Raw genomic sequence first — 15,162 nt, forward strand, 5'->3', positions numbered from 1 at the left:
GGTCATTCTTAAGGAGGATAGGTACTGACTTTTTTGCCATTATAACTTCATTCAGCTATGTATACAGCCCTCCTTTAATAACCGTCTCTATAGTATCCACAACAAATTTTCATCTCACACTAGCGAATTGTAAATTAAGTCAACTAATCATAAGCGAAATACCATTTTTCAATAGAAAGTTTGTTATTTCGAGTATAATTTAGAAGCAGGCTTCATAATCAGACATACATTGTCTAGGTGCTTATTTCTAATTTTTAAGTTCGACAGACATGAAAATAAAAACGTGTATCAAGTTCACCCTGTTGTCTCTCATCGTATTTCAACAGCAAAGCAACGCCCAAACGACAAATAACAAGAGCGTCAAGGCATCTCCACAAATGGAACAGAAGGTACTGCATGAACCCTATTTCAATTATTATCTGGACTTTCAGAATTATGCAACCAACAAGACCAGCAGGCATCTCGAGCTTTATAAAAAATACACCTTGGTCGATTCGATGCCCATATATTATCCTGTGACCAAGAAAGCAGAAGAATACCCATCACCATGCTATCAGATTATGGGAGATGGAACCGTCAAGACGGGAATGTCCTATCATTACACTTTTTTGTTACAACTATTCTATAAACGGTTGAGCTGTCTTAAAGATGGTAGCAAATTAGACCCAAACTTCATGAAGTACCAGGCTTTTGACTCATTTGATTCGGAAACCGTCCGCGAGGCTATAGAGTTACTTGAACTGTACGACAAAAACAGAATAAAGGATGATGAGCTAGACGGATTATTCGAAAGGGCCAAAATCTTCTTCAAGCAAGGAGAGTATAGGCACTCCAATGCTATTTTTTCATTTCTAGCCACCGTAGATGAGCATTATCGGGAAGCAGCTTTTAATAACGTAGGTTTATCATTCTACCATCAGAAATCATACCGTAAGGCACTAGATTATTTCGAACGAGCTATTACCCTTTATCCTCGGGGCTACTTAGCTTATCTTAATGCAGGCGCTGCACGCACTTATCTTCCGGTTGATTTGGGTGACTATAACCCTAGCATATATTACTTCAAGAAGGCTTACGAACTCGCACCCGACAATCCTAATGTCATCATCAACTATAAAAACGCGATGAAACAGCAACTCGAACAAAGGGGAATTGACACACAAGACTAAAGAAAAGCACCAATATGAAACCTAGAGATTATATAAGACAGACCATTTACGCAATCATAATGACATCCACTATTTCATGTGGCAATCCTCCCAAAGCGACAGAACCGGACCAAAGAGAGGAGACTCCAGTTATTAAATACCTATCTGGCTATTACAATCCCACTGATGATACTTGGGAAAAGGCTGACACAGCTTATGAGCAGATTATTCGTTTCGAAGGCGACAGCTTAGCATTCTTCTCTAAACAAGGCGGCAATGGATTGCCTAATACCATTGGTGTAGTCGATAGGAGTGGACGGGTATGTGTACAACCTATCTACTTTAGTAGCACTTTAAAACCCTCTTACGGCTTTTGGGCAGTACAGGATAGTCTACAGAAGATAGGACTGGTTGATTTGAAGGGCGATGAAATTATAGTTCCCCAGTACGACGACATATTTCTTATACCCGAGTACATGGATATAGACCTTAATCTCATTAAAGTTAAAAAAGAAGGAAAAGAGGGATTTATAAATCGTGAAGGGACAGTAGTGATTCCACTGACCTATCATTCATTAACTCTCGCAGGTAAAAACCGGATCATGTTCATGCAGGCACCACAGCGCTGGGGTATTATGGATTATCAGTCCAATATTATTGTTGACCCCATCTTTACCCATTCTGCAACCTTTGAAAATGGCACCGCCCGTCTACAACAAGCCAATGGTGAGACCTACCTAGTAGGAATGGATGGCAGTATGAAAAAAGTAAATATGTAATAATATTACGTCCAATTACTATCTTTCAAAAAGGAATCTTTAATAAGATCTGAAAGGAAGAGAAACAAAAAATCCCCATATTACTATGAGGATTTTTCTGTGCGCCCACCTGGGCTCGAACCAGGGACCAAAAGATTATGAGTCTTCTACTCTAACCGACTGAGCTATAGGCGCGGTTATTTTGTTTACCAAAAGTACAACTTTATTCCCTTTTGGTGATGCAATTATCGATATTTGTAATGAGAAAACAAAATTTTAAATGCAAAAAATTGAAAATATTATTTTGGATTACGGCAATGTAATCTTCATGATTGATTTTGCTAAATCGCAAGACGCTTTTACTCAATTAGGTATCTCCAATGCTAGCGAAATATTCGCTCATCATGGTCAGATAGCATTATTTGATGATTTTGATAAAGGAATTGTGAGTCCCGCCGATTTTAGAGATGGCATCCGGAAATTGACAGGCAATTTCGAGTTGACCGATTCAGAAATTGACACCGCTTGGAATGCATTATTGATTGGAGTGCCTACAGGAAAACACACATTGCTATTAGAATTAAAAGCTAAATTCAGAACCTTCCTCTTGAGCAATAATAATGCGATACATTATGCATATTGTATGCAGCATATACGGGATACCTATGGGGTTAAAGATAACACTGTCTTTTTTGAGCAGACCTATTATTCGCACTTAATGGGAATGCGCAAACCAGACCAAGAAATCTTTAAGGTTGTTCTAGAGGAAAATGGACTTACTCCAGAACATACACTGTTCGTTGATGATAGTCCTCAGCATCTAGAGACCGCTTCTGCTTTAGGTATACATACCGCGCTATGTACAAAAGAAAACCCCTTAGAAAAAATCATAAAAGACTGGAAATTACTTTAATTTTTTCTAGTTATTTTAAATGTTATCCGTTATCTTTGCAGCCACAAGAATTTTATACAAGGAAAGGAGGTATCAGAACTATGATTATCGTAAATGTAAAAGAAGGAGAATCTTTAGATAGAGCATTAAAGCGTTTCAAGAAGAAATTTGAGAAAACTGGAGTATTACGCGAGCTACGTTCTCGTCAAGCTTACGAGAAGAAATCTGTATCTCGTCGTATCCAAGTGAAAAAAGCTATCTACAAACAAGGATTACAGCAAGAACAAGCGTAACTATTGTTTACAGCATAAAGGAGACCAACTTATTAAGTTGGTCTTTTTTGTTATATATATATAGCATCTCTCAATAAATAGAACTATTTATTTCTTATTGAGCACATTACAAAAAAACAGTCAAAATAAGTCATTTTTCTTTTCTTAAACTGACTTAAAATTGTATCTTCGTGCTCGCTTAGGGAGAGATGTCTGAGTGGTTGAAAGAGCAGACCTGGAAAGTCTGTATACGGGATGACCGTATCGTGGGTTCGAATCCCACTCTCTCCGCATCCTAACAAGGAAAATGTATCAAAACCCTACAAATTCAAAGATTTGTAGGGTTTTCTGCTTATAGGCCAATCCCGTTTTTTTCAATACTTCTCGTTTTCAGCGAGACCCTAGCGAGACCCTAATATCTGGTCATCTAGGGTCTCGCTAAAATGAACTTCAAGAATCAGTATAAATTGGTCTGCACAAGACCAAAGCCTGAACATCTTGACAGTTCCGCACATAAGGAATAAATTAAGTATTGAAATAAAACACCACAGCCATGAGTCATCAAGTCACCATTTACATGTACGCCCGTGCGTCCAAAGCTAACTCAGCAGGTCAGCATCCCATCTATGTACGGATTACAATCCAGGGCAAGCGCACCGAATTCTCCACCAAGAAATTTATCAGCCCAAGCAAATGGGATCAGAAAAAGATGAAAATGAAAGGCAACACCGAAGAAGCCCGTTCAATAAACAGTTATCTAGACAGCGTAAGAAACAAGCTAACCCAAACCCAAGTTGTACTCGAGTACCAAGCAGCTAACATGACGCTCGATACCTTTATGAACGCATACCAGGGGAAAAGTACCCACAGAGAACGCATGCTCATTCCAATCTTCAAAGACCACAATAAAAAACTAAAAGCCCTCATTGGAATTGAATACGCCAAGGGAACCCATGGCCGTTACGAGATATCGCTCAAGCACACCCAAGATTACATTAGATTTCAATACGGTACCGACGATATTGCCATAAGCCAGATAGATCATGCATTCGTCACCGGCTACGATTTTTATCTACGAACAGAGAGACTATGCGGCAACAATACTACAGTCAAATACATCAAGAACTTTCAAAAGATCATAAAGATATGTCTAGCAAATGGATGGATGACTTCAGACCCATGTATCAACTATAAAGTCAAGCTTCAGGAAATAGAAAGAAACTTCCTTACAGAAGAAGAACTAGAAACTCTTGTCGAGAAGCAAATCAACATAGAGCGCTTAGCTGTCGTTCGCGACATATTTCTATTTTCCTGTTTCACCGGCCTAGCCTATATCGATGTCAAGCAACTCACTTCCGACAACATAGTCAAAGGTATAGACGGTCAACTATGGATAGACACTAAGAGGCAGAAGACCAGTACGCCATCACGTATCCCTTTGCTGAGAACGGCCTTAGACATCATCCAAAAGTACCAAGATCACCCCAAATGCAACAATGAGAACACATTACTCCCTGTATCCAGTAATCAAAAGATGAATGCCTACCTAAAAGAGATAGCAGCCATCTGCGGAATTAGGAAAGAACTTACTTTTCACTGCGCACGCCACACCTTTGCCACTACAGTCACGCTGTCCAATGGTGTACCTATCGAATCCGTATCAAAGATGTTAGGGCATAAAAACATCCGAACAACACAACATTACGCCAAGATCACCGATAGCAAAGTCGCAAATGATATGGACAATCTTAAAGCGATTATAGAATCACAGCATATAAATCACATAAAAAGAACAAGTTAACCATACATATGTTACACGATTAAAAATGCGATGAAAGATATATTCTTTTAAATTGAGGTTCACGAGCCAACATAAACAACAATGAATCAAACCTTTCAAAAAATCAATGAAGACATCACTACCTATGTCAAAAACTTAGAAGAGCAATATCGACACGACAGTTCCCAGATTACCGAGATGGCCATACACTTCATCTCCGGAAGACTAGAATTTGTCAAAGACCAATTCGAATCCATTGACGACCTCAGCTCTGAGGACGAGATCTTCTACTTCAAAAATATCAAATGCCATCTCCTGGCTTTGATACAATATTACTATATGGTCCAAAAGATAGAAATGAAAAAGCCCGCTATACCGTCGCGGAAAATCAAAAAATATTACCTGAAGGCACTCTACAAAATCAAAAAGCAGATAGGTAACAATCATTTCTACTACAATTACTACAAGACCAACTCCAACAAACTCGACCAGCAATTCTTTACCCGTTTAAAACACGATTTTTTTCTGCCCAATGACGGTATCATTATCGATATCGACAAAAGATACACCACACCATCCGTTTATACCTTTGCCAATATCGAGGCCTTAGAGATGACCAGGCATTACCTCAAAAAGAAAATAAAATCCGTGACCTCACCCCAGATCACACTTCAACCCAAACAATCCAAGCTAAAGTGGACCTCCTCCAAGTCAGACCTAATTGAATCCATTTATGCACTCCATTCAGCAGGTGTGTTCAATAATGGCAAAGCAGATCTCAAAGAAATAGCCGAATACTTTGAAGAGATCTTTGATCTCGACCTAGGACAGTACAACCGTGTATTCTACGATATACGGGCACGCAAAAACAACAAAACCAAGTTCTTAGACTCACTTCGGGATGCACTGATCAAGAGAATGAAAGATACTGACAACGAGTTGTTTCCATAATTATCTTTCCCAAGTTGGTAACAAGTTGGGAAAAAAGAATTTATATAATGGCCAACTTTATCATTCATCAAAATCATAAAATTATGTCACTACAGATTCTAACCAAAGAAGACCTTCTTAATTTCAAAATCGAGCTACTCGCAGAACTCAAAACGTTAATGAAGGGCAATGAGTCAAACAAAAAGAAATGGCTGCGCTCCAAGGAAGTAGAGCAATTGTTAAAGATTTCATCCGGAACATTACAGAACTACCGGATCAATGGTACCATCAAATGGCGAAAAATCGGCAGCACTTATTTCTACTGTTTAGATGCCCTAAACGATTCTTTTGACGACAACTCATTCAGCCCTGTATCATAAATACCTTCAATATGAACTACATAAAGCAGTTAACATTATTCTTCAACAAATCCACCTCAGATCCAAATCTGACGCCGACACACCTTAGCCTCTTTATGGCCCTGTTCCAGACATGGAACCAGTCCCGTTTTCCACAGCAGATACAGATTATCCGCGATGACATGATGCGCCTCAGCAAAATCAATTCCAAGGCTACCTACCACAAAGCTATGGCCTATCTCCATGCACAGCGCTACATCAATTACAAGCCATCTTACAATCCCCTGAAGGGAAGTCAGATTTCGTTTTTTCCGAAAGAAGAACCCCAAAGCAGTACAGCAGACGAACCCGTTCAAAATTTGACCACAAGACCATTAAACGAGCCATATAGTAAACTATCTAGTACTAATATTATCACAGATAATATCAGTACAACCGAGCGAGAGAAAAAGGAAAATAGAAATCAAAAAATGGTCAGCTCTGGATTTGTAGGTGCCGCAGAAACAAAAGAAAAAAGTTCCGCAAAAAAAGAAAAGAAAATTCCACCTGCCGCGCACCAGGTCGAAGAGTTCTTCCTCAGCCAGCATTCCACCATCCAGGAAGCCCGTCGCTTCATCAATCACTATACCGCCAATGGATGGTTGGTAGGAGGGAAGAGCCCCATGATAGACTGGGAAGCATCAGCAAAAAATTGGATTGCAAACTCAACGAAATTTAACAATCATGCAAAACACAATAACACAACTCGAGCACAGCAGCTTCATACCGTCGGAAGCAAAAACTATTTCGAACCGCTATGACTACAACCGTCTCCTTCGGTTTCTCGATCAGAAAGGTAAAGACTTCTATGGTCATAAGTTTCAGCTGCAGCACGAAGACATTCCGACCATCTTGAAGCTGGCCGGTTATTTTCTTCAGGACACAGCACTATGCGAAGATCACGGCATAGACCTTCGGAAAGGAATCATGCTCACCGGTCCGATCGGTTGCGGCAAGACCACGCTCATGAACCTATTTCGATTGATATGTAACCACGAAGACAGATTCGTCGTCAAGAGCGCAAGGGATATCACGTTCGAATTCATACAAGACGGCTACGAAACCATACACCGCTACAGCCGAGGGAAGATTTACGCCAGCGAGTTTAGGAATTATTGTTTTGACGATCTCGGTACTGAGAAAAACATGAAGCACTTTGGCAATGAGTGTAATGTACTGGCCGAGATTCTGCTCTCTAGATATGACCTGTTTGTAGCTGGAAAGCTGAAGACACATATTACCACCAATCTTTCCGCTACTGAGCTTGAAGAGGCCTACGGAAATAGACTGCGCTCACGACTCCGCGAAATGGTCAATCTGATTGGTTTTGACATGACTGTGCAGGATAAGAGAAAATAGAACAATAAGCGTGCTGTCTAGTCATCATCACGCTTATTGCTCAAATGTTTATTTCACTGATTAATTTAGGCTGAAACACTCATTTCTTCATAAAACTTGTTTATGAGTTGATTTGCTGCATCTACACAAAGATTGCAACTATCTGATATGATATGTAGATCATACCAATTTATATCCAACTTTGTGTTAAGTTTAATGTCAAATGGCGTCTCTATTAATAATTTCCATATACGACGGTTTTCAATTGTATCATTTGGAAATACATCTGCAGGGAACTTCCAAATTCCAGAGCAAACATTAAAGACATTTTTCAAAGAAAGCCTCTGTGGTTTATAGTCGTAAAAGAACTCTAATAATCCAATAAAAACCTGTTCTAAAGCAAGGCCGTAAACTACAGTTTTTGAAGCGTAATTATCTACCGCACCAAAAGTATTCGCTCCATTCAGAAAGCTTTCTACCCGCATCATCCTTTCGTCCCAGCTATCCTTTAGTTTTTTATATTTATTTTCAGATATCAAGTTGACACCTTCATTCTTCAATGGCCATATAATATCGCTACCTACTTGACACACTAATTCTCCTTGCTCTAGTACCTTTCTAAAAAAACGCTGACCTCTTTTTAGAAGAATGTTGATTTCTCTTATGCTATGTCCTAGTAATTGTACTGAGTAGTGAGGATTTCCATTAAGAGTACTTTGAAGTGCAAATGATTCCTCATTAATATTTGACTCCGATACCAATAACAGTGTGTATTCAAAAAAAGAATGATTCTGCTTTTCTTCTTCAAAGCCTGCTCGGCTTGTCTGTCTACTTTTGGAAGAAACGAGATAAGCTTGTTTAATATCCAAAGAACACGTGATTTTTACGAGTATTTCTGTTAAAAAAGGATGATTCGGGTAATCCTTGAGTTCTACTTCGGCCGCTTCAAAAGAAGGAGTTGATTCTAGATTTTCCGAAAAACCCTCTTTATTCAAGATTTCTAGATACTGACAAAAAAGCTGATCAGTCAAACTAATGAGGCTATTCATTTTGACTTCGAGTAGACTAATGTCCGCTTCTAGAACCTGAAACTCATCTTCATAACGCACGGCGCAATACACCTCATTCAAGAGTGTTAGTAATCGGTTGTCCTCTTCATCAACTTCGCAAAATAAGCTATTTAATGAGGTCGTCACTTTCCTCAAAATTCTATGGTGAACTCTAATATTATGACTCGGCTTTTCTTTGCCTAAAAGCAAAATTTCCATACATCGATAACGAAGCTCAAAAACTTGATGCATCATAAATGCCGCTAATGCGAAACTCCTTTTTTCTTTGTAAAAATAGAAACCCTCTTTAAATTCATTAATCTTTAAATTCTCCCTATCAAAGATTCGTTGTAATACTCGTTTATCTTGATTTGGTGAAAAATTTTGCGGATGTAGTTGATAAGAACAGCTAGGGTTTTTATACAGAAGCCTGCTAGGGTGACAAGCATCAAAGAAGAAAATATCGCCCAGAGCTAATTTCTCTTTGACCGTTGTTGAAATAAAAGTTACATGATTGAAATTTACATAATCAACCATATCAACCTCAATTTGGGAGTTAACTTTTTGCAAATTTGCTGATTCCTTATTAGAAAGAAGTATAACGATTTCAAAAAGCACTACACCTTCATCTTGAAAGTCATCTCTCTCTCGGATAAATAGATAGTCAATTCTGTATTTAGAGATTAGTCTTAAAACAAGTTGATCTATTTTGCTCTGGTCCTTATTGAAATTTAGTGTTTCCATGGCTCCGTTAATAATTAGTAGGTTGATATTCTAAAAGATCAGCTATTTCAATCATTCGTAAAAGAAAGTTTTGGATATCTCTGTACGTATCGTAATTGTGCCATTTATTATCTAAAGTTGCCAATCGCCATTCCTCAATATCTTTGCGTCGCTCAGAAAGACTTCTTTTTTCAAACTCTTGTGACACGAATTTAAGCGGATTTTTTAATGCATGATTAGGCAGATGTTTTATTTGTTTTTTGGCTTTTTTGGGTATTTTCCACTCTCTGGAATCTTTCTCGTTAAATTCTTTTGCAAAGCTCCATAAGATTTCCATAACAAACTGAAGTTCTTCCATATAATACAACACATTTGCAGGGTTACCATTGTACTTCCAATAGCAATGCTCAGAACTAATGTTCTTTAAGTATTCAACAATAGAAAAGAATTGCGTCTTGTTGAATGATTCAAAGATATTATCAATACAGTCGTAATAATCAAACTGAGGAGTGTTGTGATCTAATCCCGCATTCGTAAACTCTGCTAATCTAGGTTTATCTTTTTCAGATATTGCTTCTTCTTTAGCATTACAAACAACATAAAGGGCTAATATCAATTGATTTATTTTTTGAAAGCTAAAATATGCCGATTCTTTCAAGAAAATTTCAAAATCCCAACTTGTTGGCATTAGTCCCTGGTAAAAAACGCCGTATAGATCAAATACTAAATCAAATCTGCTACTTTCATTATAGAATTTTCCCATAGTTCTGAAAGCTTCTATTAATTCTCCTTTAAACCTGTTACTATCATCTGTTTTTTTCGGATTGTAGCCAGGTTTAATAACCTTACCTTTTGTGAGGTATGATGGTCTTATCTGTGAAACTAACCACCCAGCGTCTAAAAGACGTGCCAACTTCAAAAATCTCTCATATAAGACTCTTGGAGATTCATATGTCGTCCAGTAGTCTGATCTAAAAGCGACTGTCCATATATCCCAGCATTCGTCAATAATAGATTCTGCGCTTGATGCATCCTGAAAAGTGTTTCGTAGTACTTTAAATGGATTCATAATTTCTTCGTAATTCAGGAAACAAGGTTTGTAATCGGAAAAAGTTGCTCTAAACATAGTTTTATAATTTTGGTTAACACAAATGACTGTACAATCATCGATGTACCGAACCAAAACAACTTGTATTTCACCAATCACATTAGTAAAAAACAAAAGCTAATTTTGTAAATTACCAAGGCATAAGATTCTGGGTAAACAAATGACAGAATATTATTAACTTTGGATTATGAGTAAGGAAAACAAGATCGGACCAAAAATCAGTCGCTTACGTGAGTTACGTGGCATGAAGCAAGAAGCATTAGCTACCGCATTAGGTGTAAGTCAGCAGACGGTATCCAATATCGAACGCAGTGCTGAGATAGAAGAAGACTTGTTGGCTCAGGTATCACAGATACTAGGTGTTACTCCAGATGCAATACGTAATTTTGACGAAGAAGCTGTGTTCAATTATTTTAATACATTCAACGATAATAGTGGAGCTGGCGCATATAGTACAAATCCAACATTTACCTTTAACCCAATAGAAAAATTACTAGAAGCCCACGAAGAGAACAAGAAACTATACGAGCGCCTTCTTGAAGCGGAAAAATCAAAAGTGGAGCTCTTAGAAAGATTGCTAAATAATAAGTAAGGAGATACTTATAGTAATCATTCGTGCAACCTGCCGTTGCACAATTACGACCGCGATATAAATAGGGAGAAGCCAATTGCCAAACTTTTGCCCGACCACCTTTTGTGAAATTCTTGAAGAACAGTTATTATCTTTAGGAGCAGAAAAATAAAGAAGGTCGTTTCTTTAGACGTGATTAATTCTATCGGCAATTTAACGGCAAAACAAACAATATTAGCTTTAAAAAACCAATAGAAAAACACAACGCGTGAAAGAACAGTTAGCACAAGGCATACACAATATAATAAAAGGCTATCGAGCCGAAGACCAAATCAACATCACCCCTGAACATATTATCGCCTGGGCCGATCAATTTGAAGAAGATTCTATCTTTATGTTAACCGAGCTGAACCACATATTACCTCAGATATACATCACCAAAGAGAAAGCAAAAGAATTTATTCTGCAGCACATCAATTGGTTGGTAAATAAATACGGTTATCAAAGCATAAGCGAATTTTTAATCGACACCGAGTTCATGAAAATTCAGCAAGAAGGGAAGAGCCAGTTCGCAATCCTAGAACTCCTACAAGAAGTATTAAATGAAAACTGGCAAATATCATTTCAACAATACAGCACATTCCCCAAAAAGAATTTTGTCTATTTTGATGATGTACTAGCCACCGGCAGCACCCTGGGACGACACATTGTCGACTGGTTATCCTTGGCCAATGGCGACCAGCGCAATATAGATTTAGTACTTAACGATCAATACCAGCTTTCCATTAATCTATTTTGCTTACATACCTGGGGACACGCATTTCAGAAGTACAGGCTCAACAAGGACTTTCAAGATGCTTTAGGAAGGAAGCTATCATGGATGCACAATATGACAGTAGAAAACCATGCTAGATTTCCAAATCAATCCTACAACCATGCATTTCCGGTACATGGCCAACCGATCAATGTACAAAGCTATCTAGCCAATTTACCTGCAGATAAATACGAAAACTATGCCTATCGTAACGAAGCTATGCCAGTGAACGAGCGGTTTTTCTCATCAAGAGAAAACCGGATTAAATACGAAAACATCCTTTTGCAAAAGGGATTATCCATCATTAATCAGATAAAAGGAGAAATAAAACCAAATATACGTCCACTCGGACTTATCAATCCTACATACAAAACATTTGGATTAGGTACACATTTTCTAACATGGCGTAATATCCCCAACAATTGTCCGTTAGTATACTGGTGGGAGGTACCTGGACACGATTGGATACCGCTTTTCCCGCGCAAGATCATAGGATAATCAAATTTTTATACTTAATTTGCATTCATATGAATATCAAAGAAAAAATATACAACATTTCAGATAGTGTAGTCTTCAGTAAGACAACTGCCGCATTTGGAGGGCTGTCCAATATGGCTTCTGGGTATTCCTTATTTGTAAACGAAGTAAACATCGCAAACTCTGAAATTCTTTATCAGATTTGTCGATTCCCCTTGTTCCCTAAGCTACAAGAAGACATTATTTCTCTCGAAAACCCGATGGAAGCGAAAGCTTTGGCACGTAAGTATGAAAAATACACTAGACAGGATTGGGAAAATGTCAAAGTGGACATTATGCGCTGGTGCTTACAGGTGAAACTCATTCAAAATGAGGACACCTTCTCAGAACTCCTAAAGTCGACAGGAGACAAGGCAATAGTAGAGTATTCCGCAAAAGACCCATTCTGGGGAGCAGTCCCAACAGAAAATGGAAAGCTGCAGGGAAAAAATGTATTAGGTCGGTTACTGACAGAAGTTAGAGAAATCATAGTAAAGCAAAATCAAAAATTAGAAATGGTTAGTCCACTTACCATTCCTGCATTCTTGCTATTCAATTACCCTATCGAAGCAGTGCACACCGCAGAATATAGCGTAGAAGATCTCGACAACGTTTATGCTTACTAAGCAAACAAAAGAATAAGCTCAAGCAAACACGCTATAAAAAACTGAGGCCTCTACCTAATCAAAAGGGTAGGGGCCTCAGTTTTAAATCCGGTGAGAAGAAATCTATCTTCCCAATGCCTTCCGACGCTCTATCTCAGCCTGTAGGCTTTGGAACCATTCCTGGTACACACGAGGTTCATAGATCATCTGCTCCTTGTTTTCTTTATTCACCTGGCCCCAGTAGCCGTTACGACTAGTTTCAGCCCCTTCGTACATAGAAATCTTGACCTCCGTCACCTCATCATTCACACCCTCCACATAAAACATAGCCTTAGACGTATTGGCATCCTTCGACGTACCCGTCCAGAATCGTTGCGAAGCAGCATTCTTATTTTCTATACGTTTGCTGGCATTAATCAATCCCGTTTCCCGATCAGCACGTTCCACCATATAGCTTTCAGATTGCAGCAAGCTAATAATAGATTTGAAAACCATTTCTTGGCTAGAATCAAACTGCTTAGTAGTCATCATTTTCACTTCAGCAGGTGTACGTGTCACCATCTGTGTAGCACACGAACTCAATACAGCTACAGCAATCAATAGGGTAATAACTCTTTTCATATTTTTCTAAAAAATCTAATAAACAATAAAACAGGAAGCGACAACTCTTAGAAAGCCGTAGCAACCACCGAATAATCCGACACGACATCATTCGCATCAAACGTAATGATCAAATCAAAGGACCTGCTACTGCTGCTCTGGCTAGCGCGCTCGCCCGCAAAGAAATCTGTCGATCCCGCCTTCTGCTCCACCGACATACGGTTGTAGCTCCATACCTCTAGATTCGATTTATTCTTAGAGACCAGGTTTGGAGAGCCAAACAGTTTAAGGATTTCATCTTGCGAAGTTTCCCCCTTGATGACCTTTGACTTTACAATTCCCATGGTCAGATTACTCTTTTGCGCATTACCTTCCGTACCATACTTGTAACTATTACAAGAAGAAAGCGATAACACGAATAAAGCTGAAAGTAGTATTTTATACATAGTTTAAAATTTTGGCAAACATATTTAATACAGATAATTAATATTTACGGCATCCCGTAAGTGTAAATGAAAACATCTCCGTATCATAGCGCAAAGGTTAGAACTAACAATGCATCCTATGTACACAGTACAAGATTTATCTGTGCACATACAATACACACATTATATGTATCTTAGCTTTCTAAGACCAATACAATTAAAATGGCCACCAATAAACACGCGATAATCCGTTACGAAGCACTAGACAGATGTTTTTCCAATAAAGGCAAAAAGTTCTTTATAGACGATCTCATAGCTTATGTTTCCGACGCACTGAAAGATTATACCGGCACCGATAGCAGCATATCCAGAAGGCAGCTATTCAAGGATATCGATTTCATGCGCAGCGAGGCAGGATTTCGAGCACCGATAGGAAGTATAAAAGAAGGCAAAAAGACCTACTACCGCTACGAGGATATGAGCTATACATTAGCCATGCAACAGATTAATCCTGTCGAAGCCGAATTATTAAAAACTACACTAGAAATGCTTGGACGATTCAAGGGATTACCTCAATTTGATTATGTTCAGGAGCTCGCCCTAAAGCTCAAGAAGAGTTTTCAATTAGAAGACCTGGAACACAGTATATACTTCGATCAGAATGAATACTTACGTAACCTTCATCTACTAGGAGAGATACTCAAACTAATCAACCAAAGGCAAGTTTTAAACATCACATACAGATCGTTCAACCAAGCAGAAGATGAATATGTGGTAATTCATCCCTATTTTCTAAAGCAGTACAACAAACGCTGGTTTCTATATGGACAATGCCAAGGTTTCGACAGCTGGACCAGCCTAGCACTCGATCGCATTCAGGATATCACTATCGAAGAAGACGCCACTTTTATCCCATGCAATGAATCACCAGAAGATTACTTCGAAGATATTATCGGCGTCAGCAAACCCATAGATGCCAAATGCGAATTTGTCAAAATCAAAGTCAACAAATCCTTGTGGCCATATATAGACTCCAAACCATTGCATCCATCTCAAACAGTTATTGATCGTGCAGAAGCCTATACAGTTATTCAATTGGAGATCATTCCAAATTACGAGTTTTATGCACAGATACTTGGATTTGGAGCGGCTATTGAAGTAATTTCGCCTCTTTTAGTAAGAGAAAAGACAGTAAGAAGGGTAAAAGATTCTTTGAAAAACTATTACTAACAAAC

17 protein-coding genes and 2 tRNA genes are annotated in these 15,162 nt (G+C 38.5%); 14 read left to right on the plus strand and 5 right to left on the minus strand.

The features are described from left to right. Positions 1-269: 269 nt before the first annotated feature. Positions 270-1,169: a tetratricopeptide repeat protein gene (locus tag JKG64_RS03610; RefSeq protein ID WP_210352978.1), complete on the plus strand. Its 900-nt coding sequence runs from the start codon at positions 270-272 to the stop codon at positions 1,167-1,169. 14 nt (positions 1,170-1,183) lie between these two features. Further along, the gene (locus tag JKG64_RS03615) at positions 1,184-1,927 is read left to right on the plus strand and encodes a WG repeat-containing protein (protein WP_210352979.1); all 744 of its coding nucleotides are present in this window, start codon (positions 1,184-1,186) and stop codon (positions 1,925-1,927) included. 100 nt (positions 1,928-2,027) lie between these two features. Here JKG64_RS03615 and JKG64_RS03620 read toward each other — a convergent pair. After that, a tRNA-Ile gene (locus JKG64_RS03620) sits at positions 2,028-2,101 on the minus strand. Between the two features lie 85 nt (positions 2,102-2,186). Here JKG64_RS03620 and JKG64_RS03625 point away from each other — a divergent pair. The 8 genes from JKG64_RS03625 (at position 2,187) to JKG64_RS03660 (ending at position 7,537) form a co-directional block, all read left to right on the plus strand. Next, positions 2,187-2,819, plus strand: a complete 633-nt coding sequence (locus JKG64_RS03625) for an HAD family hydrolase (protein WP_210352980.1) — start codon at positions 2,187-2,189, stop codon at positions 2,817-2,819. A gap of 80 nt (positions 2,820-2,899) precedes the next feature. Further along, positions 2,900-3,091, plus strand: a complete 192-nt coding sequence (rpsU, locus tag JKG64_RS03630; RefSeq protein WP_133584053.1) for a 30S ribosomal protein S21 — start codon at positions 2,900-2,902, stop codon at positions 3,089-3,091. A 182-nt stretch (positions 3,092-3,273) separates the two neighbouring features. Then, positions 3,274-3,361: transfer RNA gene (locus tag JKG64_RS03635), tRNA-Ser, on the plus strand. A gap of 262 nt (positions 3,362-3,623) precedes the next feature. Continuing rightward, the gene (locus JKG64_RS03640; RefSeq protein WP_210352981.1) at positions 3,624-4,871 is read left to right on the plus strand and encodes a site-specific integrase; all 1,248 of its coding nucleotides are present in this window, start codon (positions 3,624-3,626) and stop codon (positions 4,869-4,871) included. Positions 4,872-4,952: 81 nt separating this feature from the next. Next, positions 4,953-5,801 (plus strand): RteC domain-containing protein, encoded by an 849-nt coding sequence (locus JKG64_RS03645; RefSeq protein ID WP_210352982.1) that lies wholly within the window; start codon positions 4,953-4,955, stop codon positions 5,799-5,801. An 83-nt stretch (positions 5,802-5,884) separates the two neighbouring features. After that, positions 5,885-6,160, plus strand: coding sequence for a helix-turn-helix domain-containing protein (locus tag JKG64_RS03650; RefSeq protein ID WP_210352983.1), 276 nt, complete (start codon positions 5,885-5,887; stop codon positions 6,158-6,160). Between the two features lie 11 nt (positions 6,161-6,171). Then, positions 6,172-6,939 carry a transcriptional regulator gene (locus JKG64_RS03655; protein WP_210352984.1) on the plus strand — a complete coding sequence of 256 codons (768 nt, stop codon included), beginning with the start codon at positions 6,172-6,174 and terminating at the stop codon, positions 6,937-6,939. Next, positions 6,863-7,537, plus strand: a complete 675-nt coding sequence (locus JKG64_RS03660) for a P-loop NTPase family protein (RefSeq protein WP_210352985.1) — start codon at positions 6,863-6,865, stop codon at positions 7,535-7,537. Before JKG64_RS03655 ends, JKG64_RS03660 begins: the two co-directional genes overlap by 77 nt. 65 nt (positions 7,538-7,602) lie before the next feature. Here the strand turns inward: JKG64_RS03660 and JKG64_RS03665 are convergent, their stop codons facing one another. Then, positions 7,603-9,309, minus strand: a complete 1,707-nt coding sequence (locus JKG64_RS03665; protein ID WP_210352986.1) for a HEPN domain-containing protein — start codon at positions 9,307-9,309, stop codon at positions 7,603-7,605. Positions 9,310-9,316: 7 nt separating this feature from the next. Next, positions 9,317-10,414 (minus strand): hypothetical protein, encoded by a 1,098-nt coding sequence (locus JKG64_RS03670; RefSeq protein ID WP_210352987.1) that lies wholly within the window; start codon positions 10,412-10,414, stop codon positions 9,317-9,319. Between the two features lie 169 nt (positions 10,415-10,583). Here JKG64_RS03670 and JKG64_RS03675 point away from each other — a divergent pair, with 169 nt between their 5' ends. The 3 genes from JKG64_RS03675 to JKG64_RS03685 all read left to right on the plus strand — a co-directional run bounded on the left by JKG64_RS03675 (position 10,584) and on the right by JKG64_RS03685 (position 12,923). After that, entirely contained in the window at positions 10,584-10,988 is a 405-nt protein-coding gene (locus tag JKG64_RS03675; RefSeq protein WP_210352988.1) for a helix-turn-helix domain-containing protein, read from the plus strand. Between the two features lie 247 nt (positions 10,989-11,235). Then, the gene (locus JKG64_RS03680) at positions 11,236-12,279 is read left to right on the plus strand and encodes a phosphoribosyltransferase-like protein (RefSeq protein ID WP_210352989.1); all 1,044 of its coding nucleotides are present in this window, start codon (positions 11,236-11,238) and stop codon (positions 12,277-12,279) included. A gap of 29 nt (positions 12,280-12,308) precedes the next feature. Then, positions 12,309-12,923, plus strand: a complete 615-nt coding sequence (locus JKG64_RS03685; RefSeq protein ID WP_210352990.1) for an NADAR family protein — start codon at positions 12,309-12,311, stop codon at positions 12,921-12,923. A 102-nt stretch (positions 12,924-13,025) separates the two neighbouring features. Here JKG64_RS03685 and JKG64_RS03690 read toward each other — a convergent pair whose 3' ends face one another. Together JKG64_RS03690 and JKG64_RS03695 are read right to left on the minus strand one after the other, a co-directional pair. Then, a complete protein-coding gene (locus JKG64_RS03690; protein ID WP_210352991.1) occupies positions 13,026-13,523 on the minus strand; it encodes a hypothetical protein in 498 nt (165 codons plus the stop codon). A gap of 47 nt (positions 13,524-13,570) precedes the next feature. Continuing rightward, a complete protein-coding gene (locus tag JKG64_RS03695; RefSeq protein WP_210352992.1) occupies positions 13,571-13,948 on the minus strand; it encodes a hypothetical protein in 378 nt (125 codons plus the stop codon). A 201-nt stretch (positions 13,949-14,149) separates the two neighbouring features. Here JKG64_RS03695 and JKG64_RS03700 point away from each other — a divergent pair, with 201 nt between their 5' ends. Continuing rightward, entirely contained in the window at positions 14,150-15,157 is a 1,008-nt protein-coding gene (locus JKG64_RS03700; protein ID WP_210352993.1) for a helix-turn-helix transcriptional regulator, read from the plus strand. The last annotated feature ends 5 nt before the right edge of the window (positions 15,158-15,162 follow it).

The organism is Sphingobacterium tabacisoli (genome assembly GCF_017908035.1).
GTDB classification, from domain to species: Bacteria; Bacteroidota; Bacteroidia; order Sphingobacteriales; family Sphingobacteriaceae; genus Sphingobacterium; species Sphingobacterium tabacisoli.